The sequence below is a fragment of the uncultured Nocardioides sp. genome, from assembly GCF_947488025.1.
Taxonomy (GTDB): Bacteria; Actinomycetota; Actinomycetes; order Propionibacteriales; family Nocardioidaceae; genus Nocardioides.
This window is the reverse complement of the sequence record NZ_CANKYS010000007.1, coordinates 187,355-208,896: the sequence shown is the minus strand read 5'-3', so window position 1 is coordinate 208,896 and position 21,542 is coordinate 187,355. Positions and strand designations below refer to the sequence as shown.

Genomic DNA, 21,542 nt, shown 5'->3' with positions numbered 1-21,542 from the left:
ATGAGGCTGCAGCACCCCGACGGCACCGTCGTCCACCTCGGCTACGGCACCAACGTCCTGCCCGCCGAGGACGTCGACGGGCTCGTCGCCCAGGTGGGGACGTACGGCGACCGGTTGCGCCAGCACCTCGACACCGACCGCGTCGGCCTCGGGATGTGGCTCCCGGCGGCCGCCGCGCGCCGGCTCGCCTCCGACCTCGACGCCGTCGCCCGGCTGCGGGACGCGATCGACGAGCACGGCGTCGAGATCGTCACCCTCAACGCCTTCCCCTACGCCGCCTTCCAGGACGAGGTCGTCAAGAAGCGCGTCTACCACCCGACCTGGGCCGAGCGCGCCCGGCTCGACTACACCCTCGACGTCGCGCGCGTGCTCGCCGCACTGCTGCCCGAGGACGCCGTGCGCGGCAGCATCTCGACCCTCCCGCTGGCCTGGCGTGCGCCGTGGCTGGCCGACCGCCAGGCGCAGGCCGAGCTGCAGATCAAGGCCCTCGCCGAGGGACTGGCCGAGGTCGAGGCCGACACGGGCCGCACGATCCGGGTGGCCTTCGAGCCCGAGCCCGGCTGCGTCGTGGAGACGATCGCCGAGGCGGTCGACCGACTCGACTCCGCCGACCGTGAGCGCATCGGCGTCTGCCTGGACCTGTGCCACCTCGCCGTCGGCTTCGAGGACGCGACCGACGCGCTCACCCGCCTCGACGCCGCCGGCCTCGACGTGGTCAAGGTGCAGCCCGCCGCGGCGCTGGTCGTCGACGACCCCGCCGATCCCGCCGCCCGCGCCGCGCTGACGTCGTACTCCGAGGACCGCTTCCTGCACCAGGTCCGCCAGCGCGTGGGCCAGCGGCTCGCCTCGCGCGACGACCTGCCCGACGCGCTCGAGGGCCGCCGTCCGCTCGACGACCGGTCGCCGTGGCGGGTGCACTTCCACGTGCCGGTCCACGCCGACCCGGCCCCGCCGCTACGCAACAGCCGCGACGACCTGCGCGCCTCGCTCGCCGCCCTGCTCGGCGGCGACACCGCCCGCACCGACCACCTCGAGGTCGAGACCTACACCTGGTCCGTCCTGCCCGACGGCGCCCCCGCCGACGACGACGCCCTGGCTGCCGGGCTGGCCGCCGAGCTGGCGTGGGTGCGCGACGAGCTCGTCGGGCTCGGCCTCACCCCCCTCGACTGACACCGCCCCGACCACCAGACCCCCCACCTCCCAGACAGGACGCCAACCGTGGCCCACCCCAAGCTGCTCGTCGTCGACCTCGTCGGCCTCACCCCCGACCTGCTCAGGCACATGCCGCGGCTGCGCCGCCTCGCCGACCAGGGCTCGCAGGCGACCCTCGAGCCGATCCTCCCCGCCGTGACGTGCTCGGTGCAGTCGACCTTCCTCACCGGCCTGCCGCCGTCGGGGCACGGCGCCGTCGGCAACGGGTGGTACTTCCGCGAGCTCGGTGAGGTGTTCCTCTGGCGCCAGCACAACAAGCTCGTCGAGGGCGAGAAGGTGTGGGAGACGATCCAGCGCGAGCGCCCCGACTACACCGTCGCCAACGTCTGCTGGTGGTACGCCATGGGCATGACGACCGACTACACCGTCACGCCGCGGCCGATCTACTACGCCGACGGCAAGAAGGCCCCGGACTGCTACACCCGCCCGCCCGAGCTGCACGACGAGCTCGTCGGCGCGCTCGGCGAGTTCCCGCTGTTCACCTACTGGGGACCGACCGCCGCGATCGCCTCCAGCGAGTGGATCATCGCCGCCACCCGCCGGCTGATGCCGCGCAGCGACCTCACGCTCTGCTACGTCCCGCACCTCGACTACGACCTCCAGCGCTTCGGGCCGGACTCGGACGAGGCCGTGCGGGCGGCCCAGGAGATCGACGCCGCGCTGGCGCCGCTCCTCGACGACGCCGAGCGCACCGGCGTCACCGTGCTGGTGCTCTCGGAGTACGGCATCACCGACGCCGACCAGCCGGTGGACATCAACCGGATGCTCCGCCGCAGCGGGATGCTCGAGGTCTACACGCAGGACGGCATGGAGTACCTCGACCCCTGGACCTCGCGGGCCTTCGCGGTCGCCGACCACCAGGTCGCCCACGTCTACGTCGACGACCCCGCCGACCTCGAGACCGTGCGCGGGCTGTGCGCCGACCTGCCGGGCGTCGACCAGGTGCTCGACCGCAGCGCCCAGGCGGCGTACGGCCTCGACCACGAGCGCTCCGGCGACCTGGTGCTGGTCGCGGACGAGACCGCGTGGTTCACCTACTACTACTGGCTCGACGACGCCCGGGCGCCCGACTTCGCCCGCGGGGTGGAGATCCACCGCAAGCCCGGCTACGACCCGGCCGAGCTGTTCTTCGACCCCGAGGACAAGGCGGTCAAGCTCAAGGCCGGCCTCACCCTCGCGAAGAAGATGGCCGGCCTGCGCTACGCGATGAAGGTCGTGCCTCTCGACCCGTCGCCGGTGCGGGGCACGCACGGACGCCTGCCGAAGGACCCGACGCTCGGCCCGATGCTCGTGTGCAGCACGCCGGGAGCGGTCGCCGGGTCGGTGCCCGCGACCGACGTGCGCGACCTGATGCTGAGGCTCGCCAGCACGTCTTGACGTCAAGAAACCGGACCCCGGTGTCAAGGCCCCCATGCTCGCGGACCAGAATCTGGTCATGCGCCTGGACCACGTCAGCTTCGCCGCCGGACCTGATGGACTTGCCAGCACCGCCCAGCGCATCGGGGGGCTGCTCGGTACGGACTTCGTCGACGGCGGCATCCACCCCCGTTTCGGCACCCGCAACATGACCCTGCCCCTGGCCGGCGACATCTACATGGAGATCGTCGAGGTCCTCGACCACCCCGCCAGCGACAAGGCCCCCTTCGGCCAGGCCGTCCGTGCCCGCTCCGCCCTCGGCGGCGGCTGGATGGGCTGGGTCGTCTCGGTCGCCGACATCGCCCCGATCGAGGCCCGCCTCGGTCGCGAGGCGGTCAAGGGCAACCGCCGCCGTCCCGACGGCACCGAGCTGCTGTGGCAGCAGATCGGCGTCAACGGCCTGCTGTCCGACCCGCAGCTGCCCTTCTTCATCCAGTGGGAGTCCTCCTCCGACCTGCACCCCAGCAACGGCGCGACCGGTGACTTCTCCCTCGCCTGCCTCGAGATCGCCGGTGACCCGCAGCGGGTCAGCGAGTGGCTCGGCGAGACCGTCGAGGCGCCGCTGGAGGACGTGAAGGTCGAGTGGGTCGCCCCCAACGGCACCCCCGGCATCGTCGCCGTCCAGCTGCAGACCCCCAACGGGCTCGTCCGCATCTGAGACGAGCAGCGGCGAGCGAGGAACGAGCTCGACGCGTGGGCTCGGCCAGATTGAGCAAGCCCCACGACCGAGGCACGAGGTCGTGACGGGCGCGTCGAAATCGAGTGTTCGGCCGTCCCCGAACATCTGGAACACCCCCGAGCTCTACGAGCTCGAGAACCGCGCCGCCGACCCCCACGACCGCATCGCCACCGCGATGCGCGAGATCGACGACTGGGCCGGGCGCACGCTCCTCGACGTCGGCTGCGGCACCGGCTTCCACCTGCCGCTGTGGGCCCGCTCGGCGGCGCAGGTGGTCGGCGTGGAGCCGCACCCGCCCCTCGTCGCCCTCGCCCGCCGTCGTACGCGCTCGCTCGCCCACGTCCGCGTCCTCGAGGGCGGCGCCCAGGCCCTGCCCCTGCCCGACGCGTCCGTCGACGTGGTCCACGCCCGCTGGGCCTACTTCTTCGGTCCCGGCTCGGAGCCGGGCCTGCGCGAGCTCGACCGGGTCGTACGTCGCGGGGGCACGGCGTTCGTGATCGACAACGACCCCACCCGCTCGACCTTCGGCCGCTGGTTCCGCCGCGGCTTCCCCGAGGTCGACCCCGAGGCGGTCGAGCGGTTCTGGTCGATGCACGGCTGGCAGCGCCGGCCGATCGACATGGGCTGGTCGTTCGGCTCCCGCGAGGACCTCGAGTCCGTCGTCCGCATCGAGCTGCCACCCGCCGCTGCCGAGGAGGCCCTCGCGTCCCACGCCGGCACCGAGGTCGACTACGCGGTCAACCTCTGGTGGCGGCGCTTCTGAGCCGGGCTCAGCTCGACTCGCGGATCGCCAGCGTCGGCTCGAGGAGGACGCCGCGCGTCTCGACGGGCTGGTGGGTCAGCAGCGCCCGGATGGTGCGGATGATCTCGACCGCCACGTCCTCCAGCGGCTGGCGTACGGACGTGAGGCCCACCGGGTAGACCTGAGCGACCTGCGAGTCGTCGAAGCCGACCACGGCGATGTCGCGACCGGGCGCGAGCTGGCGGATCCACAGCGTGTGGAGCACCCCCATCGCGAGGGTGTCGGAGGCGCAGACGAACGCCGTCGGCGCGGACTCGTCGAGCAGGACGGCCGCCGCCTCGGCGCCGCTGTGCACGACGTCCTCGACGCGCGAGGCCAGGCCCGTGGTGGACAGGCCGTTCTGGTGCATGGTGCGGACCCACCCGGAGCGGCGGTCCTCACCGATCGGGGAGTCCTTGCGCCAGCCGATCCACGCGATGCGGGTGTGGCCGCGGTCGATGAGGTGCTGGGTGGCGAGCGCGATGCCCGCGGCGCCGTCGACGTCCACCCACACGTGGCGGGCCACGTCGTCCTCCCACGGTCGACCGAAGGCGACGAAGGGGGCCCGCTGCTGGGTCAGCCATGCGGCCTGCGGGTTGCCGAGGTAGGTGTCGGTGACGACGAACGCGTCCACCGCGGTCGAGCGCAGCAGGTTGTCGTAGCCGCCGACCGGGTCCTCGTCGTCGCCGGGGAAGAGGAGGACGTGGTAGCCCACCTCCTCGCTGGCCTCGACGAGGGAGTGCACGAAGCGGTCCATCGCCGCGTTGGCCGTGCCCTCCTGGGCGGGGGCGAACCGCAGGCCGATCAGCGACGACGTACGGGTGCGGAGGTTGCGGGCGGCGCGGTTGGGCGAGTAGCCGAGCTCGGCGATCGTCTGGCGCACACGCTCGAGGGTGTCGGGGCGCAGCAGGTCGGGGTTGTTGACCGCGTTGGAGACCGTCTGGCGCGAGACGCCGGCGCGTTCGGCGACGTCGGCCAGGGTCGGCGGGGTCACGGGCAGCGTGCTCCCGCTCCGGTGCTCGTTGCGCGCCATGGCTCCCCCTCCCGATCGACCTAGATCGATCCAATCGAGGTGAGCATAAGCCCCGGGCGCCCGCGCGCACGCCCGCCCGACGGGTGAGTACGCCGTGCGCGGCGGGCACCGCGGTGTCGGTGGGCTCACCTAGCGTGGGGTCCATGTCGACCAAGACCGCTCGGACCCGCTCCTCCTACCGCTGCTCCGAGTGCGGGTGGGAGACGGCCAAGTGGGTCGGCCGCTGCGGGGAGTGCCAGGCCTGGGGGTCCGTCGCCGAGGCGGGCGCTCCCACGCTGCGCGCCGCGGCGGGCCCGGTCTCGACGCCGGCGGTGCCCATCGGCCAGGTCGCCATCACCGAGTCGGTCGCACGCTCCAGCGGCGTGCCCGAGCTCGACCGCGTGCTGGGCGGCGGGCTGGTGCCCGGGGCCGCGATCCTGCTGGCCGGCGAGCCCGGCGTCGGCAAGAGCACCCTGCTGCTCGAGGTGGCGGCGCAGACCGCGCGCACCCGGCAGCGCACCCTCTACGTCACCGGCGAGGAGTCGGCCGCCCAGGTGCGGCTGCGCGCCGACCGCACCGGTGGGGTGCACGACGAGCTGTTCCTCGCCGCCGAGACCGACCTGGGGGCGCTGCTCACCCACATCGAGGACGTACGCCCGACGCTGCTGGTCGTCGACTCGGTGCAGACCATCGGCGCCTCGGGCATCGACGGCGTGCCCGGCGGGGTGACCCAGGTCAAGGAGGTCGCGGCCGCGCTGATCCGGGTCGCCAAGACCCGCAACATCACCACCGTGCTCGTCGGCCACGTCACCAAGGACGGCTCGATCGCCGGGCCGCGGGTCCTCGAGCACCTCGTCGACGTGGTCCTCCACTTCGAGGGCGACCGCAACTCCCGCTTCCGCATGGTCCGGGCGATGAAGAACCGCTACGGCCCCGTCGACGAGGTGGGCTGCTTCGACCTCTCCTCGGAGGGCATCGCTGCCGTGACCGACCCGACCGGACTGTTCGTCGAGCACCACACCCAGGACGTCTCCGGCACCTGCGTCGCGGTCACGATGGAGGGTCGCCGCCCGCTGCTGGCGGAGGTGCAGGCGCTGCTGACCCCGTCCCCGCTGGAGAGGCCGCGCCGCACCGTCTCGGGCGTGGAGTCCTCGCGCGTCGACATGGTCCTCGCGGTGCTGCAGCGCCACGCCCGCCTGCGCATCGCCGGCAGCGACACCTTCGTCGCCACCGTCGGCGGGGCCAAGCTCCACGACCCGGCCGCCGACCTGGCCATCGCGGTCGCCGTGGCCAGCTCCCACCTCGGCTTGCCGCCGCCGCGGGGCGCCGTCGCCATCGGCGAGATCGGCCTGGCCGGCGAGCTGCGCCGGGTGCGCGACCTGCCGCAGCGCATCGCCGAGGCGTCCCGCCTGGGCTTCAAGGTGGCCGTCGTGCCCCGCGGAAAGGCCCTCCCGAGCGAGCGCGGGATCCCCTCCCGACGCGTGGTCGACGGCCTCCGGGTGGTGGAGGTCAACGACGTCGTGGGCGCGCTGCTCACCCTCGACCTCGTCTCGCCCCTCTGACGGGCCGAGCGGCGCCGCGGCGCCGCCGGACGGAAAGGATCGCTCGATCGGGTCCGCCCACCCCTACACTTCACCCGATGGCGCACGGGGGCGCCCGAGGAGAGAGCACGTGGAGGGACCCGTGGCAGAGCGCATCGACGAGCAGCTGAGGCTGCGCGCGACCCTGGCCTCGATCGCACCGGGCACACCGCTGCGCGACGGGCTCGAGCGGATCCTGCGCGGGCGCACCGGCGCGCTGATCGTGCTCGGCCAGGACAAGACCGTCGAGTCCATCGCCACGGGCGGTTTCACCCTCGACGTTCCCTTCACCGCGACCGGCCTGCGCGAGCTGGCCAAGATGGACGGCGCGATCATCCTCGACAAGGACATCACCCGGGTCCACCGGGCCGCGGTCCACCTGATGCCCGACCACACGATCCCGTCCGAGGAGACCGGCACCCGGCACCGCACCGCCGAGCGCGTCGCCAAGCAGACCGGCCACCCGGTCATCTCGGTGTCGCAGTCGATGCAGATCATCGCGGCCTACGTCGGCGAGATCCGCCACGTCCTCGAGGACTCCGGCAAGATCCTGTCACGCGCCAACCAGGCGCTCGCCACGCTCGAGCGCTACAAGCTGCGCCTCGACGAGGTGTCCGCGACGCTGTCGGCCCTCGAGATCGAGGACCTCGTCACCGTGCGCGACGTCGCGGTCGTGGCCCAGCGCCTCGAGATGGTCATCCGGATCGCGCGCGAGATCGAGGACTACGTGCTCGAGCTCGGCACCGACGGACGCCTGCTGTCCCTCCAGCTCGAGGAGCTCGTCACCGGCGTCGATGCCGAGCGCGACCTCGTCGTCCGCGACTACCTCCCCGGCGGCCGACGCCGCCAGGCCAGCCCGGCGTCCCACATCGCCGAGCTCGAGGCGCTCTCCCCCACCGAGCTCGTCGACCCGGCCTCGGTGGCCCGCGCCATCGGCCTCGGCGGCGCCGAGCACCTCGACGCCGCCGTCGCGCCGCGGGGCTACCGGCTGCTCGCCAAGGTGCCCCGCCTCCCCGCCGCCGTCGTCGACCGCCTCGTCGACCACTTCGGTGGCCTCCAGCAGCTGCTCTCCGCCGGCATCGACGACCTCCAGGCCGTCGAGGGTGTCGGCGAGCTCCGCGCCCGCAGCGTCCGCGAGGGCCTCTCCCGCCTCGCCGAGTCGAGCATCACCGAGCGCTACATCTGAGACGGCCAGCTGCGAGCGACGAAGGAGCTCGCGGCGTGGGGCCGGCCAGATTGAGCAAGGCCCACGACCGAGGCACGAGGTCATGACGGCCGCGTCGAAATCTGAGACGACCTGAGCCGGATCTGCTGCTCGAGCGGTGGCCCACCCACACTCCCGGGCCGCGGAATGTCGGTCCGCCACCGCTGACCGGGACGTCGTACGCCGGCCGCGCCGCGCTCCACCACCGCCGCACGTGCGGCAGGTCTGGCCCCCGAACCAGCGTCCTGAGGGCCACAACCGCCACACGTGCGGCGTACGACGACCTCACCCCGCGAGCAGCACCAGGATGCCCGAGAGGAGGTTGAGCAGCACGAAGCCGCCCGCGACGACCAGCGCGACGACGATCGGGTAGCGACCGCGGGACTCGCCGAGCCGCACCGCCCGGCGCCCGTAGTGCACCGCCAGCACGGCGGGCAGCGCGAAGACGACGAGTGCCGGCACCCCGGCGAGCACCATGACCCACCACTCGGCAGTCTCGGCGCTACCCGTCGGGTGGCCGAGCGCCGAGGCCAGGCCCTCCCCGACCGCGAAGGCGAGGAAGAAGGTCACGACGAAGCCGAGCAGCGACCACCACGCCCGGCGCAGGCTGGTGGCGGCGTCGGGGGCGGGGCGTACGCCGGTGGCGGTCATGTCACTCACCCCAGGACGACGACGAGGACGACGAAGGCGAGCGCCGCGGCCAGCGCGAGGACCAGGCCCAGCTCGGCACGCGGCTCACGCGGACCGCCGCGCGCCCAGTAGTAGCCGACCGGTACGCCGACGAGCCCCACCGGGAGCCAGAGCAGGCCCGCCACCCGTGCCCAGTCGGGCGGGTCGATGCCGTCGCCGATGCTGAGCGCGTACGCGTAGGCGACCGCCAGCGCGAACAGGACGCCGAGCACGAGGGTGACGTGCCCCGCGACCGCGGCGCCGGGGAGGGCATTGCGCCGCGCGCGATGCTGGTGCAGGGTCACCATGACCTACCTCCTGTGACACCTCCAGCGTCCCGCGCGCGGGCAGCCGGCCACAGGGCCGAAGGGCCTGATCAGCCCGCGGAGTTGCCCGCGCCGTCCTCGCCGGGGGTGTGGGCGGTGTCGCCGTCCTTGTCCTTCTTGCCGCCCTGGGGCTGCGGGTCGGCGGTCGTGGTGACGACACCGGGCTGCGGGGCGACGAGCTCGAACTGCACGTCGGTGGCGTCGCCCCCGAGGGCGGCGGCCTGGACGTGGTACCACCCGAGGCCGGCCCACTCGGTCCACTTCGTGCAGCCCTCGTCCGAGCGCTTGGCCGACCAGGTGACGACGACCGGGGCGTCGACGGCCTGGCGGACCACCACGTCCTGCGGCGGGATCGAGGCCGGGCACTCGCGGCTGCTCCAGATGTCGTCGCTGCCGGAGGTGATGGTGACCGTCATCGTCTCCGCGGAGGCCTGCCACGTGCAGGCCTCGGTGACGAGGGTGCGCAGGTTGATCGTGATGGGGACGTCGGAGCCGCCGGCAGCGGACGTCAACGCAGGCGTGGCGACGATGTCGGACTCGGTGCACGGTCCGGTCGGCTCGGCCAGGACGGGCTCCGGGGGCACGGTCTCCTCGGGGACGGTCTCCTCGGGGCGGTCCTTCTTGCCCTTCTTGCCCTTCTTGCCAGCACCCGGTGCGACCTCGGCGGTCGGGCCGGCGGTCGGGGCGGTCGCGGTCTCCGCGGTGGACGCGCCGGCCTGGGTCGCCTGCGCCGTCGACTCGTCCTTGCCGTCGGCCGAGCCACCGAGCACACGGGCGAGCACGACGACGAGCAGCAACGGGACGGCGAGCACGATGATCCGTCGGGTCCAGTAGACCCGGGCCGGGAGCGGCCCACGAGGTCGTACGGTCGTCGGCATGGGCTCAGGTTAGGTAGCCACCGGCCCGTCTCGGCGGAGGCGCACCGGCTCACCTACGATCACCGCGATGGATGCCTCCCCCAGCGCGCTGCACGACGCCGTGCTCGAGTGGTACGACGACCACGCGCGGGACCTGCCGTGGCGCGGGCTGTCGGCCACGCCGTGGTCGGTGATGGTCAGCGAGTTCATGCTCCAGCAGACGCCCGTCGCACGCGTCCTGCCCGTGCACGCCACCTGGCTGGAGCGGTGGCCCACCCCGGCCGCGCTGGCGGGCGACTCCACCGGCGAGGCCGTGCGGATGTGGGGCCGGCTCGGCTACCCCCGCCGGGCGCTCCGTCTCCACGCCGCGGCGACGGCCATCGTCGAGCGGCACGAGGGCGAGGTTCCGGCGTCGTACGACGACCTGCTCGCGCTCCCCGGCGTGGGTGACTACACCGCCTCCGCGATCGCCAGCTTCGCCTTCGGGCAGCGGCACGTGGTGCTGGACACCAACGTCCGCCGGGTGCTGGTCCGGGCCGTGTCCGGGCAGGAGTTCCCGGCGCCCGCCGTCACCCGGGCCGAGCGCGACGTCGCGACCGGGCTGCTCCCCGACGACGAGGCGACAGCGGCGACCTGGGCCGTGGCGACGATGGAGCTGGGCGCGCTGGTCTGCACCGCACGCCAGCCGTCGTGCGACGCCTGCCCCCTCGCGAGCGACTGCACGTGGCGCGGTGCCGGCTTCCCGGCGTACGACGGCCCGCCCCGCCGCGGACAGGCGTGGGCCGGCACCGACCGCCAGTGCCGCGGCCGGATCCTGGCCCTGGCCCGCGAGGCCGACTCGGTCTCGGCCGAGCAGGTGGAGGCGGCGTGGCCCGGCGCCGAGCAGCGGGAGCGCTGCCTGACCGGGCTCGTGGCCGACGGGCTCCTGACGCAGATCACCCCGGGGCGCTGGGCGCTCCCGGGGTGATCTGACCGACGCCTGGGATCAGGCTTCGTTGGACTTCGGCACGTCCGTCGGGCCGGCGGTGTCGTCGGGCCCGTCGCCCATCGGACCCTCGACGACCGTCTCGAGCGGCGGCATGTCGGGGACCGTGGAGTTCTTCTGGCCGCGGAAGGTGAACTTCGCGGTCGGGCCCTCGCCCTCGACGTCCACGAGCACGATCTGGCCGGGGCCGACCTCGCCGAAGAGCATCTTCTCGGCGAGCACGTCCTCGATCTCGCGCTGCACCGTGCGACGCAGCGGACGGGCACCGAGGACCGGGTCGAAGCCGCGCTCGGCCAGCAGCGCCTTGGCGGGCTGGGTGAGCTCGAGCGACATGTCGCGGTCCTTCATCCGGAGCTCGACCGCGTTGATCATGTTGTCGACCATCGCGACGATCTGCTCCTGCGACAGCGGCGGGAAGACCACGATCTCGTCGACACGGTTGAGGAACTCGGGGCGGAAGTGCTGCTTGAGCTCCTCCGACACCTTGCTCTTCATCCGCTCGTAGGAACCCGCGGCGTCCGCACCGACAGCACCGAAACCGAGGTTGACGCTCTTGGCGATGTCTCGCGAGCCCAGGTTGGTCGTCATGATGATGACGGTGTTCTTGAAGTCGACGACGCGACCCTGCGAGTCCGTCAGGCGACCCTCCTCGAGGATCTGCAACAGGCTGTTGAAGATGTCGGGGTGGGCCTTCTCGACCTCGTCGAAGAGGACGACGGAGAACGGCTTGCGGCGCACCTTCTCGGTGAGCTGACCGCCCTCTTCGTAACCGACGTAGCCGGGAGGCGAACCGAACAGACGCGACACGGTGTGCTTCTCGGAGAACTCGCTCATGTCGAGCTGGATGAGCGCGTCCTCGTCACCGAAGAGGAACTCCGCGAGCGTCTTGGACAGCCAGGTCTTACCGACACCGGACGGGCCGGCGAAGATGAACGAGCCACCGGGGCGCTTGGGGTCCTTGAGGCCGGCACGCGTACGACGGATCGCGCGGGAGAGTGCCTTGACGGCCTCCTCCTGCCCGATGACGCGCTTGTGGAGCTCGTCCTCCATCTTGAGCAGACGGGTGGACTCCTCCTCCGACAGCTTCACGATCGGGATGCCCGTGGCCACGGCCAGGACCTCGGCGATCAGCTCCTCGTCGACCTCGGCGATCTCGTCGAGGTCACCGGCGCGCCACTGCTTCTCGCGCTCGGCACGGCGTGCGGAGAGCTGCTTCTCCTCGTCGCGCAGACGGGCCGCGGCCTCGAAGTCCTGCCCGTCGATCGCGGCCTCCTTGCGCTGGCGCACGTCGCCGATCTTCTCGTCGTACTCGCGCAGGTCCGGCGGCGCGGTCATCCGGCGGATGCGCAGTCGCGAACCCGCCTCGTCGATGAGGTCGATCGCCTTGTCCGGCAGGAACCGGTCGGAGATGTAGCGGTCGGCCAGCGTCGCCGCCGAGACCAGGGCCTCGTCGGTGATGGTGACGCGGTGGTGCGCCTCGTAGCGGTCGCGCAGGCCCTTGAGCATCTCGATGGTGTGCGCGATCGAGGGCTCCTGCACCTGGATCGGCTGGAAGCGGCGCTCGAGCGCGGCGTCCTTCTCGAGGTACTTGCGGTACTCGTCCAGCGTGGTGGCGCCGATGGTCTGCAGCTCGCCGCGGGCCAGCATCGGCTTGAGGATGCTGGCGGCGTCGATCGCGCCCTCGGCGGCGCCGGCGCCGACGAGGGTGTGGATCTCGTCGATGAACAGCACGATGTCGCCGCGGGTGCGGATCTCCTTGAGCACCTTCTTGAGGCGCTCCTCGAAGTCACCGCGGTAGCGCGAGCCGGCGACGAGGGCGCCGAGGTCGAGCGTGTAGATCTGCTTGTCCTTCAGCGTCTCGGGCACGTTGCCCTTGACGATGTCCTGGGCGAGGCCGGCCACGATCGTGGTCTTGCCGACGCCGGGCTCACCGATGAGGACGGGGTTGTTCTTCGTGCGGCGCGAGAGGATCTGCATCACGCGCTCGATCTCCTGCTCGCGCCCGATGACGGGGTCGAGCTTGCCCTCGCGCGCGGCCTGGGTGAGGTTCTGGCCGAACTGGTCGAGGACCAGCGAGCTCGACGGCGCCTCGCCGCCGGAGCCGGAGGCCTGGGCGCCGGCGGTGGCCGACTCCTTGCCCTGGAACCCGCTGAGCAGCTGGATGACCTGCTGGCGGACCCGGTTGAGGTCGGCGCCGAGCTTCTGCAGGACCTGGGCCGCGACACCCTCGCCCTCCCGGATCAGGCCGAGCAGGATGTGCTCGGTGCCGATGTAGGAGTGGCCGAGCTGGAGCGCCTCGCGCAGCGAGAGCTCGAGCACCTTCTTGGCGCGCGGGGTGAACGGGATGTGGCCGGACGGGGCCTGCTGGCCCTGGCCAATGATCTCCTCGACCTGGGCGCGCACGGCCTCCAGGGAGATGTCGAGGGACTCGAGGGCCTTGGCGGCGACGCCCTCGCCCTCGTGGATGAGGCCGAGCAGGATGTGCTCGGTCCCGATGTAGTTGTGGGAGAGCATGCGGGCCTCTTCCTGGGCCAGCACGACAACTCGCCGGGCTCGGTCGGTGAACCGCTCGAACATGTGCGCTCCTCTACGTCTGCGTGGTCCACGGTGCCTCCCATAGGGGCGGGAGCGCGGACACTGGGCTCAACGCCCGACATCAGCCTACGTGTTCCCACCCCACGCACGAGCCCGTCCGCTCACAGCGAACGTCACCGGCCAGCCGGGGGCGAGGAACGAGCGCCTGGCGTGGGGCCGGGGAGGTTGAGCGAGGGCCGCGACCGAGGGACGAGGTCGCGACGCCCGCGTCGAAACCAACCCCTAGTGGGCGGCGTCGTAGGCCTGCTGCACGTCGGCGGAGATCCGGCCGCGCTCGGAGACCTCCATGCCCTGCGCCTTGGCCCACTCGCGCACGTCCTTGGTGTTGGACGAGGACGACGAGGAGGAGCCGGACGAGCGGCGCGTACGACGGCCACCACCGGCGACCTTGCGGGCGTGGCCGACGTAGCCGCTCAGCGCCTCGCGGAGGGAGGCGGCGTTGGCGTCGTTGAGGTCGATCTCGTAGGTGGTGCCGTCGAGGCCGAAGGAGACGGTCTCGGTGGCCTCGGTGCCGTCGAGGTCGTCGACCAGGACGATGTTGACCTTTTGTGCCATGGTGAATTCCTTTGCCTTTTCGAGCGTTCGGGGCCAAACGCGTCGGATGCAGTGTGGCAGCAATTGTCGAGGCACACAAAAGAAGTCAGGAATTCCCTGACATTGACCTCGAATCCACAATTCAGGAATTGCGTTCGAATACCAGGCGCAGCCCCTGCAGCGTCAGCCACGGGGAATGCACGGTGAAACACGAACAATCGTCGACGAGAAGTGTCGCCAAATGTCCTGTCGAAATGACCGTGACGTCCTCGACGCGAGCTCCGAGCTCGGCGATCATGCGCGCCACCAGGCCTTCCACCTGCGCCGCGACGCCGAACACCATGCCGCTCTGCAGCGCCTCCACGGTGTTCTTGGCGATCACCGAACGCGGGCGCGCGAGCTCGACCTTGCGCAGCTGCGCGCCGCGTCGCCCGAGCGCCTCCAGCGAGATCTCGATCCCCGGCGAGATCGCGCCGCCGACGTACTGCCCCTTCCCGTTGACCACGTCGAACGTCGTGGCGGTGCCGAAGTCGACCACGATGGCCGGACCGCCGTGGAGCGTCGCGGCGGCGAGCGAGTTCACGATCCGGTCGGTGCCGACCTCGCGGGGGTTGTCCATCAGGACGGGAATGCCGGTGCGCACCCCGGGCTCGACGACGATGGAGGTCACGTCCTCGAAGTGACGCTCGAGCATCTCGCGCCACTCGTGCAGCACCGCCGGGACCGTCGCACACACCACGATGCCGTCCACCTCGTCGAGCCGCTCGGCGAGCAGCCCGCGGAGCAGGACCGACCACTCGTCGGCGGTGCGACGCTCGTCGGTGTTGACCCGCCAGTGGGCGGTGACCTCCTCCCCGTCGAGCAGGCCGAGGAAGGTGTGGCTGTTGCCGATGTCGGCGGCGAGCAGGCTCATGTCAGTCCGCCGTCGGTGCCGGGGTGGTCAGGTCCATGCCGATGTCGAAGACCGTCACCGAGTGCGTGAGCGCCCCGACCGAGACGAAGTCGACACCGGTCGCCCCGATCCGCGCCGCACGCTCGAGGGTGATGCCGCCGCTCGCCTCGAGCGGCACGCGGCCGGCCGTACGCCGTACGGCCTGGGCCATCAGCTCGTCGGTCATGTTGTCGAGCAGGACCCGCTCCGGCGGCTGGGGCAGGGCGAGCAGCTCGTCGAGCTGGTCGAGGGTCGTCACCTCGACCTCGACGGGCAGCCCGGGGTGACGGCCGCGGATGGCGTCGAGGGCGGGAAGCACGCCCCCGGCGGCGATGACGTGGTTGTCCTTGACCATCGCCATGTCCTGCAGGCTCGTGCGGTGGTTGACCCCGCCGCCGCAGCGGACGGCGTACTTCTGCAGCGCCCGCAGCCCGGGAAGCGTCTTGCGGGTGTCGAGCACCAGCGTCGGGGAGCCCTCCAGCGCCTCGACCCAGCGGGACGTGGCCGTCGCGACGCCCGAGAGGTGGCAGGCGAGGTTGAGGGCGGTGCGCTCGGCGACGAGCATCCGCTGCGTCAGGCCCTCGACGCGCATCACGACGTCGCCCCTCGCGACCCGGGTGCCGTCCGCGACGCGGTCGGTGATGGTGGCGTCGGCGCCGACGGCGTGGAAGACGACGGCCGCGACCGCGAGCCCCGCGACCACCCCGTCCTCCCGGGCACCGAACACGGCCTCGGCCCGGGCGCCCGCTGGGATCGTGGACTCGCTCGTCGGGTCCACGCGGGGCTCCGCGGGGAGGTCCTCGGACAGCGCCCGGCCCACCACGTCCCACACGTGAACGGGGTCGAGGCCCGCGGCGGTGAGGTCGGCGAGGACCTCGGCGGGCACGTCACGCAGGCTCGTCATGCGGAGACCTCACTGGTCGTCGGATCGGTGGACGGGCTGTGCACCCACTCGACCGCGACGCGTCCGTCGGCGTCGAGCCAGGAGTCGACGTGGCCCGCCCGGGCCTCGTCGCGGTCGGGGTGGTCCTCGCGCCAGTGGGAGCCGCGGGTCTCGGTGCGCAGGGCCGCGGCCTCGGCGAGCGCGGTGCTGACGGTGAGCAGGTTGGTGGTCTCCCACGCGGCCGTCCCGGCCTCGGCCTCGCCGTGGTCGAGCGAGCCGAGGAGCGCCAGCGCGTCGGTGAGGCCCGCCGCGTGGCGCAGCACCCCGACCCGGGTCGTCATCGTCTCCTGCATCGACCGACGGCGGTCACCGGAGACGAGACCCTCCGGGCGCCGGTCGGGGACCGGGTCGGCCCAGGGGCGCAGCTCGCCGGGCAGCACGTCGGCGATGCGCCGGGAGAACACCAGCCCCTCGAGCAGCGAGTTGGACGCCAGCCGGTTGGCGCCGTGGACACCGGAGCAGGCGACCTCTCCGGTGGCGTAGAGCCCCGGGACCGTCGTACGCCCCCACAGGTCGGTGGCCACGCCGCCGGACGCGTAGTGCTGGGCGGGCGCGACCGGGACGAGCTCGGTCACCGGGTCGACGCCGTGCTCTCGGCACACGCGCAGGATGGTGGGGAACCGGCGCTCCCAGAATCTCGTGACGATCGCTTCGCGATCTCCTCGATCACCGGGGCGGCTCGCTTCGCTCGCGGGCACCCCGAGGTGGCGCGCGTCGAGCCACATGTGGGGCTTGCCGGACTCCATCATCCGTCGGGTGATCGCCTTGGCGACGACGTCGCGCGGGGCGAGGTCGCCCAGCGGGTGCTCGCCGTGCATGAAGCGGTTGCCCTCGAAGTCCACGAGGAAGGCGCCCTCGCCGCGCACCGCCTCGGAGATCAGCGGCTGCTGGCCCTGCGAGTCGGGGCCGAGCCACATGACGGTCGGGTGGAACTGGACGAACTCGAGGTCGCGGAGCCGGGCGCCGGCGCGCATCGCGACGGCCATCCCGTCACCGGTGGAGACGCTGGGGTTGGTGGACTGGCTGAAGACCTGGCCGAGGCCGCCCGAGGCGAGGACGACCGCCCGGCAGTGCACGGCTCCGACGCCGTCGTGCTGGCCCTCGCCGAGCACGTGCAGCGTGAGGCCGGCGACGCCCCCGTCGGCGGCGCGGAGCAGGTCCACGGCCAACGCGTGCTGGATGACCTCGATCTCCGGGGCCCGCTCGACGGCGGCGGTCAGCGCGCGCTGGATCTCCGCGCCCGTGGCGTCGCCGCCGGCGTGGGCGATCCGGTCGCGGTGGTGGCCGCCCTCGCGGGTCAGCGACAGCTCGCCGTCGGGGTGGTGGTCGAACTGGGTGCCGAGGGCGATCAGCTCGTGCACCGCCTCGGGGCCCTCGGTCACCAGGACCCGGACGGCCTCGACGTCGCAGGCGCCCGCCCCGGCGACGAGGGTGTCGCGCTCGTGCTGCTCGGGGGTGTCACCGGGCCCGAGGGCCGCTGCGATCCCGCCCTGGGCCCACTGGGTCGACCCGGCCGCGAGGACGTCCTTGGTCACCACCAGCAGGCGCAGCGCGGGGTCCGCGGCGTGGATGCGGAGCGCGGCGGTGAGGCCGGCGATGCCGGATCCGACCACGACGACGTCGGCGCGGGTGGTCCACCCGGGGGCCGGGGCTCGGAGGCGGCCCGGGACCGGCCGGTGGAGGCTCATCCGGGCAGGCTATCGAGCGACGGCGTCGCCGCGGGCCAACGTCTCGTCCCCGAAGGTCTCGGCAGGGTCGAAGCCGGTGCCCATGACCTTGTTGTCCGCGTCGACGAAGACCACGTGCGGCTTCAGCTCCTTCGCCTCGGCGGTGTCCATCTGGCCGTAGCCGATGAGGATGACCGTGTCGCCGGGGTGCACCAGCCGGGCCGCGGCCCCGTTGATGCCGATGACGCCCGACCCGCGCTCGCCGGCGATCGTGTACGTCTCCAGGCGCGCTCCGTTGGTGACGTCGACGATGTGGACGAGCTCACCGGCCAGCAGGTCGGCGGCGTCGAGCAGGTCCTCGTCGACCGTGACCGACCCGACGTAGTGCAGGTCGGCCTGGGTCACCGTGGCCCGGTGGATCTTGGACTTCATCATCGTGCGCAGCATCAGCTGTTCCTTCCTGAGGTGGTCGAGGCCGCGGACGCGGTCCCCGCCTGGTCCGACCGCTCGAAGACGATCGGTGCGTTGTCGATCAACCGCGTGGTCCCCACCCGCGCCGCCACGAGGATCCGGCCCTCGCCGACCTCGGGCGGCTCGCCGAGGTCGACCGACGTGAGCGCGAGGTAGTCGAGCTCGAGGCCCGCCTCGGCCTTGAGGACCGACATCGCGGCCCAGCGCGCGGCAGGTACGCCGTACGCCGCCCGCTCCTGCGCGGCACGCAACGCCCGGCTGAGGGCCACCGCGGCCCGACGCCCGTCGGCGTCGAGGTAGCGGTTGCGGCTGGAGAGCGCGAGGCCGTCGGGCTCGCGGACCGTCTCGGCGCCGACGACCTCGATGCCCATGCAGAGGTCGCTGACCATGCGACGGATCAGGGTGAGCTGCTGGTAGTCCTTCTGCCCGAAGACCGCCACGTCGGGGCGGACCAGGCCGAAGAGCTTGGCGACGACGGTCAGCACGCCGTCGAAGTGGCCCGGGCGGGAGGCGCCGTCGAGGATCGTGGCGAGGGTGCCGGGCGAGACCGTGACCCCGTCGTGGACGGACTCGTGGCTGAAGCCGCCGGGATACATCTCCTCGACGCTCGGCGCGAAGACGACGTCCACCCCCTCGGCCGCGCAGACCGCCAGGTCGGCGTCGAGGGTGCGGGGGTAGCGGTCGAGGTCCTCGGTCGGGGCGAACTGCATCGGGTTGACGAAGATGCTGACCACGACGGGGCCGTCGGTCGCCCCGCGGGCGGTGCGGATGAGGCTGGCGTGGCCGTCGTGCAGGGCGCCCATGGTGGGCACGAAGGCGATCCGGTCGCCGGCACGGCGGGCGTCGGCGAGCAGGCCGGCCAGCTCCTCGCGCGTCGACGCGAGGGTGGGGGTAGCGGTCATCGAGGCTGCCGGGCGCGGGGGGTCGGGGCCTCGACGGCGTCGAGGACGCGCAGGATCGCGGCGGCGCGGATCGGCAGCAGGCGTCCGTCGGTGACGGCCCGGTCGAGGGTGGCGCGCGCCATGGCGACGTACGACGGCAGCGTCTGCGGGGCGGTCTTCCGCAGGTCGGTGACGTGCGCGCGGACCGTCTCCACGTCACCGCGCACGATCGGCCCGGTCAGGGCGGCGTCACCGTCCTCGAGCGCGTTGTCGAGCGCGGCGGTCAGCAGCGGGCGCAGGGTGGCGGCGGGGTCGGCCGCTCCGGCGGCGGACAGGATCTCCATCGCCTCGGCGACCAGGGTGACGAGGTGGTTGGCGCCGTGGGCGAGACCGGCGTGGTAGAGCGTGCGGTGCTCCTCACGCACCCACATCGGCGTTCCGCCGAGGTCGGCGACGAGGGACTCCGCGAGCGCCCGGTCGTCCTCGTCGGCGGTCACGCCGAACACGCAGCCGGAGAGCCGCGGCAGGTCGACCTCGGTGCCGGTGAAGGTCATCGCCGGGTGCAGGGCGATCGTCCGGGCGCCGACCTGACGGGCCGGCTCGAGCACGGCGAGACCGTGGCGCCCGCTCGTGTGGACCACGACCTGGCCGGCGTGGATCGCACCGCTCGCGGTGAGCATGGTGACGACGTTGGACAGCATGTCGTCGGGCACGGTGAGCAGCAGCAGGTCGCTGGCGCGCGCGACGTCGGTCGGCTTGGCCACGGCGACCCCGGGCAGCAGGTGGTCGATGCGACCCCGCGAGGCGTCGGACTCGCCCGCTGCGGCGACGACGTCGTGGCCCGCAGCGCGGAGAGCGGCGGCCAGGACGGCACCGACGCGACCGGCGCCGATGGCACCGACGCCGAACGTCGGGTGCGACGTCGGGGTGAGGACAGGGTCGTGCGTCATGTGGTGACCTCTTCGTTTCAGTCCCTCTCGGGTACCGATCTACTGCGATCAACATCGAGCGTACGCCTGCGGATTCCACGGCGGGAACGCCTGGGCGGCGTGACGAAGGCCACTCCCCCGTCCTCGCGGAGCGTCAGCGGCGCAGGATGCGCCGGGCGGTGGTGTTGCCGGCCAGCTGGACGACCTGCACCAGCGCCACGATCGCGATCACCGCGGTCCAGGTGACGACGGTGTCGAACTGCCGGAAGCCGTACTGCAGGGCGAAGTTGCCCAGCCCGCCGCCGCCGACGACGCCGGCCACCGCGGTCATGTCGACCAGGGCGACGAAGGCGAAGGTGTAGCCCAGCACCAGCGGCCCGAGCGCCTCGGGCAGCACGACGGTCCGCACGATGCGCGCGCGGCCGGCGCCGACGGACCGCGCAGCCTCGATCACGCCGGGATCGACCGTGACGAGGTTCTGCTCGACGATGCGGCTGATCCCGAAGGCGGCGGCGAGCGTGAGGGCGAAGATGATCGCCGGGTTGCCGATGCCGGTGCCCACGACCACCCGGGCGAACGGCTGCACGGCGGCGATGAAGATGACGAAGGGGATCGGCCGGAAGAAGTTCACCAGCACGTTGAGCACGAGGTTGACCGGGCGGCTGGCGTAGAGGCCGCCGCCGCGGGTGACGTACAGCCCGAGACCCAGCAGCAGGCCGAGCAGGCCGCCGAGGGTGAGCGTGATCGCGACGATGTAGAGGGTCTCCCACGCCGCCTCCCAGAAGAGCGGCCAGAGCTGGCTCATGTTGGTGTCGGTCACCGGGCCAGCTCCTTCGTGGGGACGAGTGCTCGTACGGCGTCGACGGCCGCGTCCACGGCCGCGGGGTCGCCGTCGAGGGCGAGGGTCAGGTTGCCGAAGGTCTCGCCCTGGACCTCCTCGATGCCGCCGAAGACGAGCTCGAAGCGCACGCCGTGCTCGAGGAGGGCCGCGAACACGTCGCTCTGGCGTACGTCGTCGCCGCGGAAGGCGAGCTTGACGAACCGTCCGTCGTGCCGGGCGTGCAGGGCCGCCAGCGCCTCGGCGTCGGGCTCGTCGTCCACGATCGTCGAGACGAACCGGCGGGTGACGGGCTGCTGGGGGTCGGAGAGCACCTGCACGACCGGCCCCTCCTCGACGATGCGACCGGCCTCCATGACGACGACGCGGTGCGCGAGGCTGCGCACGACGTCCATCTCGTGGGTGATCACCACGATGGTGATGCCGAGCTCGCGGTTGACCCGGCGCAGCAGGGCGAGCACCTCCTGCGTCGTCTCCGGGTCGAGGGCGCTCGTCGACTCGTCGGCGAGGAGCAGCTGGGGGCTCGTCGCGAGCGCGCGCGCGATGCCGACGCGCTGCTTCTGGCCACCGGAGAGCTCGTCGACGTGGCTGTGCGCCTTGTCGGCGAGGCCGACGAAGTGGAGCAGGTCGGAGATGCGGGCGTTCTGCTCCTGCGTGGGGACGCCGGCCACCTCCAGCGGGTAGGCGATGTTGCCCCACACGGTGCGCGAGCGGAACAGGTTGAACTGCTGGAAGATCATCCCGATCCCCAGCCGCACCTCGCGCAGCTCGCGCTCCTTGAGGCCGGTGATCTCCCGGCCGCCGACCCGCACGCTGCCCGAGGTGGTGGTCTCGAGCGCGTTGATCAGTCGTACGAGGGTCGACTTCCCGGCCCCGGAGTAGCCCACGATGCCGACGATCTCACCGGCCTCGACCGTCAGGTCGACACCGCGGATCGCCTCGACGGGCGTCCCTCCGCGGGCGGCCGGGAACGTCTTGTGCACGTCGGTCAGCTCGACGAGCGGCATCGTGGGGCTCCTCCCCTGGTCAGCG

Annotated in this window: 21 protein-coding genes; 7 read left to right on the top strand and 14 right to left on the bottom strand. The window is 72.5% G+C overall.

Features of this window, described 5'->3' with window-relative positions; all coding sequences use genetic code 11:
* The 4 genes from eboE to Q1B24_RS13550 all read left to right on the top strand — a co-directional run bounded on the left by eboE (position 1) and on the right by Q1B24_RS13550 (position 4,070).
* Positions 1-1,170, top strand: coding sequence for a metabolite traffic protein EboE (gene eboE, locus Q1B24_RS13565; RefSeq protein ID WP_299929437.1), 1,170 nt, complete (start codon positions 1-3; stop codon positions 1,168-1,170).
* A gap of 48 nt (positions 1,171-1,218) precedes the next feature.
* Positions 1,219-2,589: a nucleotide pyrophosphatase/phosphodiesterase family protein gene (locus Q1B24_RS13560; protein ID WP_299929434.1), complete on the top strand. Its 1,371-nt coding sequence runs from the start codon at positions 1,219-1,221 to the stop codon at positions 2,587-2,589.
* Between the two features lie 58 nt (positions 2,590-2,647).
* On the top strand, positions 2,648-3,286 hold the full coding sequence (locus Q1B24_RS13555; RefSeq protein ID WP_299929431.1) for a VOC family protein: 639 nt from the start codon (positions 2,648-2,650) through the stop codon (positions 3,284-3,286).
* An 82-nt stretch (positions 3,287-3,368) separates the two neighbouring features.
* Positions 3,369-4,070 (top strand): class I SAM-dependent methyltransferase, encoded by a 702-nt coding sequence (locus tag Q1B24_RS13550; protein ID WP_299929428.1) that lies wholly within the window; start codon positions 3,369-3,371, stop codon positions 4,068-4,070.
* A 7-nt stretch (positions 4,071-4,077) separates the two neighbouring features.
* On the opposite strand, the gene Q1B24_RS13545 is transcribed toward Q1B24_RS13550, so the two are convergent.
* On the bottom strand, positions 4,078-5,121 hold the full coding sequence (locus Q1B24_RS13545; protein WP_299929425.1) for a LacI family DNA-binding transcriptional regulator: 1,044 nt from the start codon (positions 5,119-5,121) through the stop codon (positions 4,078-4,080).
* Between the two features lie 143 nt (positions 5,122-5,264).
* Between Q1B24_RS13545 and radA the strand changes: the two genes are divergently transcribed.
* Both radA and disA read left to right on the top strand, forming a co-directional pair.
* Positions 5,265-6,662, top strand: a complete 1,398-nt coding sequence (gene radA, locus Q1B24_RS13540; RefSeq protein WP_299929422.1) for a DNA repair protein RadA — start codon at positions 5,265-5,267, stop codon at positions 6,660-6,662.
* 109 nt (positions 6,663-6,771) lie between these two features.
* Positions 6,772-7,866 carry a DNA integrity scanning diadenylate cyclase DisA gene (gene disA / locus Q1B24_RS13535; RefSeq protein WP_299929419.1) on the top strand — a complete coding sequence of 365 codons (1,095 nt, stop codon included), beginning with the start codon at positions 6,772-6,774 and terminating at the stop codon, positions 7,864-7,866.
* Between the two features lie 303 nt (positions 7,867-8,169).
* Here disA and Q1B24_RS13530 read toward each other — a convergent pair whose 3' ends face one another.
* The 3 genes from Q1B24_RS13530 to Q1B24_RS13520 all read right to left on the bottom strand — a co-directional run bounded on the left by Q1B24_RS13530 (position 8,170) and on the right by Q1B24_RS13520 (position 9,757).
* Positions 8,170-8,535, bottom strand: coding sequence for a hypothetical protein (locus tag Q1B24_RS13530; protein WP_299929416.1), 366 nt, complete (start codon positions 8,533-8,535; stop codon positions 8,170-8,172).
* Positions 8,536-8,540: 5 nt separating this feature from the next.
* Positions 8,541-8,861 carry a hypothetical protein gene (locus Q1B24_RS13525; protein ID WP_299929413.1) on the bottom strand — a complete coding sequence of 107 codons (321 nt, stop codon included), beginning with the start codon at positions 8,859-8,861 and terminating at the stop codon, positions 8,541-8,543.
* 68 nt (positions 8,862-8,929) lie between these two features.
* A complete protein-coding gene (locus Q1B24_RS13520) occupies positions 8,930-9,757 on the bottom strand; it encodes a hypothetical protein (RefSeq protein ID WP_299929410.1) in 828 nt (275 codons plus the stop codon).
* A 67-nt stretch (positions 9,758-9,824) separates the two neighbouring features.
* Here Q1B24_RS13520 and Q1B24_RS13515 point away from each other — a divergent pair, with 67 nt between their 5' ends.
* On the top strand, positions 9,825-10,703 hold the full coding sequence (locus Q1B24_RS13515; protein WP_299929407.1) for an A/G-specific adenine glycosylase: 879 nt from the start codon (positions 9,825-9,827) through the stop codon (positions 10,701-10,703).
* Positions 10,704-10,721: 18 nt separating this feature from the next.
* Here the strand turns inward: Q1B24_RS13515 and Q1B24_RS13510 are convergent, their stop codons facing one another.
* The 10 genes from Q1B24_RS13510 to Q1B24_RS13465 form a co-directional block, all read right to left on the bottom strand.
* Positions 10,722-13,298, bottom strand: coding sequence for an ATP-dependent Clp protease ATP-binding subunit (locus tag Q1B24_RS13510; RefSeq protein WP_299929404.1), 2,577 nt, complete (start codon positions 13,296-13,298; stop codon positions 10,722-10,724).
* Positions 13,299-13,538: 240 nt separating this feature from the next.
* On the bottom strand, positions 13,539-13,871 hold the full coding sequence (locus tag Q1B24_RS13505; RefSeq protein ID WP_299929401.1) for an Lsr2 family protein: 333 nt from the start codon (positions 13,869-13,871) through the stop codon (positions 13,539-13,541).
* Positions 13,872-13,992: 121 nt separating this feature from the next.
* Positions 13,993-14,763 carry a type III pantothenate kinase gene (locus Q1B24_RS13500; RefSeq protein ID WP_299929398.1) on the bottom strand — a complete coding sequence of 257 codons (771 nt, stop codon included), beginning with the start codon at positions 14,761-14,763 and terminating at the stop codon, positions 13,993-13,995.
* A 1-nt stretch (position 14,764) separates the two neighbouring features.
* Positions 14,765-15,685, bottom strand: coding sequence for a carboxylating nicotinate-nucleotide diphosphorylase (gene nadC, locus Q1B24_RS13495; protein ID WP_299929395.1), 921 nt, complete (start codon positions 15,683-15,685; stop codon positions 14,765-14,767).
* The gene (gene nadB / locus Q1B24_RS13490) at positions 15,682-17,412 is read right to left on the bottom strand and encodes an L-aspartate oxidase (protein ID WP_299929392.1); all 1,731 of its coding nucleotides are present in this window, start codon (positions 17,410-17,412) and stop codon (positions 15,682-15,684) included. The genes nadC and nadB overlap by 4 nt, the downstream gene beginning before the upstream one ends.
* Positions 17,413-17,421: 9 nt before the next feature.
* A complete protein-coding gene (gene panD / locus Q1B24_RS13485) occupies positions 17,422-17,838 on the bottom strand; it encodes an aspartate 1-decarboxylase (RefSeq protein WP_299929390.1) in 417 nt (138 codons plus the stop codon).
* The gene (gene panC, locus Q1B24_RS13480; protein WP_299929387.1) at positions 17,838-18,764 is read right to left on the bottom strand and encodes a pantoate--beta-alanine ligase; all 927 of its coding nucleotides are present in this window, start codon (positions 18,762-18,764) and stop codon (positions 17,838-17,840) included. The genes panD and panC overlap by 1 nt, the downstream gene beginning before the upstream one ends.
* Positions 18,761-19,693 (bottom strand): DUF2520 domain-containing protein, encoded by a 933-nt coding sequence (locus Q1B24_RS13475; protein ID WP_299929384.1) that lies wholly within the window; start codon positions 19,691-19,693, stop codon positions 18,761-18,763. The genes panC and Q1B24_RS13475 overlap by 4 nt, the downstream gene beginning before the upstream one ends.
* Before the next feature lie 133 nt (positions 19,694-19,826).
* A complete protein-coding gene (locus Q1B24_RS13470; protein WP_299929547.1) occupies positions 19,827-20,477 on the bottom strand; it encodes an ABC transporter permease subunit in 651 nt (216 codons plus the stop codon).
* 11 nt (positions 20,478-20,488) lie between these two features.
* On the bottom strand, positions 20,489-21,517 hold the full coding sequence (locus Q1B24_RS13465) for a methionine ABC transporter ATP-binding protein (protein ID WP_299929381.1): 1,029 nt from the start codon (positions 21,515-21,517) through the stop codon (positions 20,489-20,491).
* Positions 21,518-21,542: the final 25 nt, after the last annotated feature.

Coding starts and splice junctions, on each gene's coding strand:
- eboE (WP_299929437.1), top strand. CDS start 1: ATGAGGCTGCAGCACCCCGACGGCACCGTCGTCCACCTCGGCTACGGC.
- Q1B24_RS13555 (WP_299929431.1), top strand. CDS start 2,648: ATGCGCCTGGACCACGTCAGCTTCGCCGCCGGACCTGATGGACTTGCC.
- Q1B24_RS13545 (WP_299929425.1), bottom strand. CDS start 5,121: ATGGCGCGCAACGAGCACCGGAGCGGGAGCACGCTGCCCGTGACCCCG.
- radA (WP_299929422.1), top strand. CDS start 5,265: ATGTCGACCAAGACCGCTCGGACCCGCTCCTCCTACCGCTGCTCCGAG.
- Q1B24_RS13530 (WP_299929416.1), bottom strand. CDS start 8,535: ATGACCGCCACCGGCGTACGCCCCGCCCCCGACGCCGCCACCAGCCTG.
- Q1B24_RS13525 (WP_299929413.1), bottom strand. CDS start 8,861: ATGGTGACCCTGCACCAGCATCGCGCGCGGCGCAATGCCCTCCCCGGC.
- Q1B24_RS13520 (WP_299929410.1), bottom strand. CDS start 9,757: ATGCCGACGACCGTACGACCTCGTGGGCCGCTCCCGGCCCGGGTCTAC.
- Q1B24_RS13515 (WP_299929407.1), top strand. CDS start 9,825: ATGGATGCCTCCCCCAGCGCGCTGCACGACGCCGTGCTCGAGTGGTAC.
- Q1B24_RS13510 (WP_299929404.1), bottom strand. CDS start 13,298: ATGTTCGAGCGGTTCACCGACCGAGCCCGGCGAGTTGTCGTGCTGGCC.
- Q1B24_RS13505 (WP_299929401.1), bottom strand. CDS start 13,871: ATGGCACAAAAGGTCAACATCGTCCTGGTCGACGACCTCGACGGCACC.
- Q1B24_RS13500 (WP_299929398.1), bottom strand. CDS start 14,763: ATGAGCCTGCTCGCCGCCGACATCGGCAACAGCCACACCTTCCTCGGC.
- nadC (WP_299929395.1), bottom strand. CDS start 15,685: ATGACGAGCCTGCGTGACGTGCCCGCCGAGGTCCTCGCCGACCTCACC.
- nadB (WP_299929392.1), bottom strand. CDS start 17,412: ATGAGCCTCCACCGGCCGGTCCCGGGCCGCCTCCGAGCCCCGGCCCCC.
- panD (WP_299929390.1), bottom strand. CDS start 17,838: ATGCTGCGCACGATGATGAAGTCCAAGATCCACCGGGCCACGGTGACC.
- panC (WP_299929387.1), bottom strand. CDS start 18,764: ATGACCGCTACCCCCACCCTCGCGTCGACGCGCGAGGAGCTGGCCGGC.
- Q1B24_RS13475 (WP_299929384.1), bottom strand. CDS start 19,693: ATGACGCACGACCCTGTCCTCACCCCGACGTCGCACCCGACGTTCGGC.
- Q1B24_RS13470 (WP_299929547.1), bottom strand. CDS start 20,477: ATGAGCCAGCTCTGGCCGCTCTTCTGGGAGGCGGCGTGGGAGACCCTC.
- Q1B24_RS13465 (WP_299929381.1), bottom strand. CDS start 21,517: ATGCCGCTCGTCGAGCTGACCGACGTGCACAAGACGTTCCCGGCCGCC.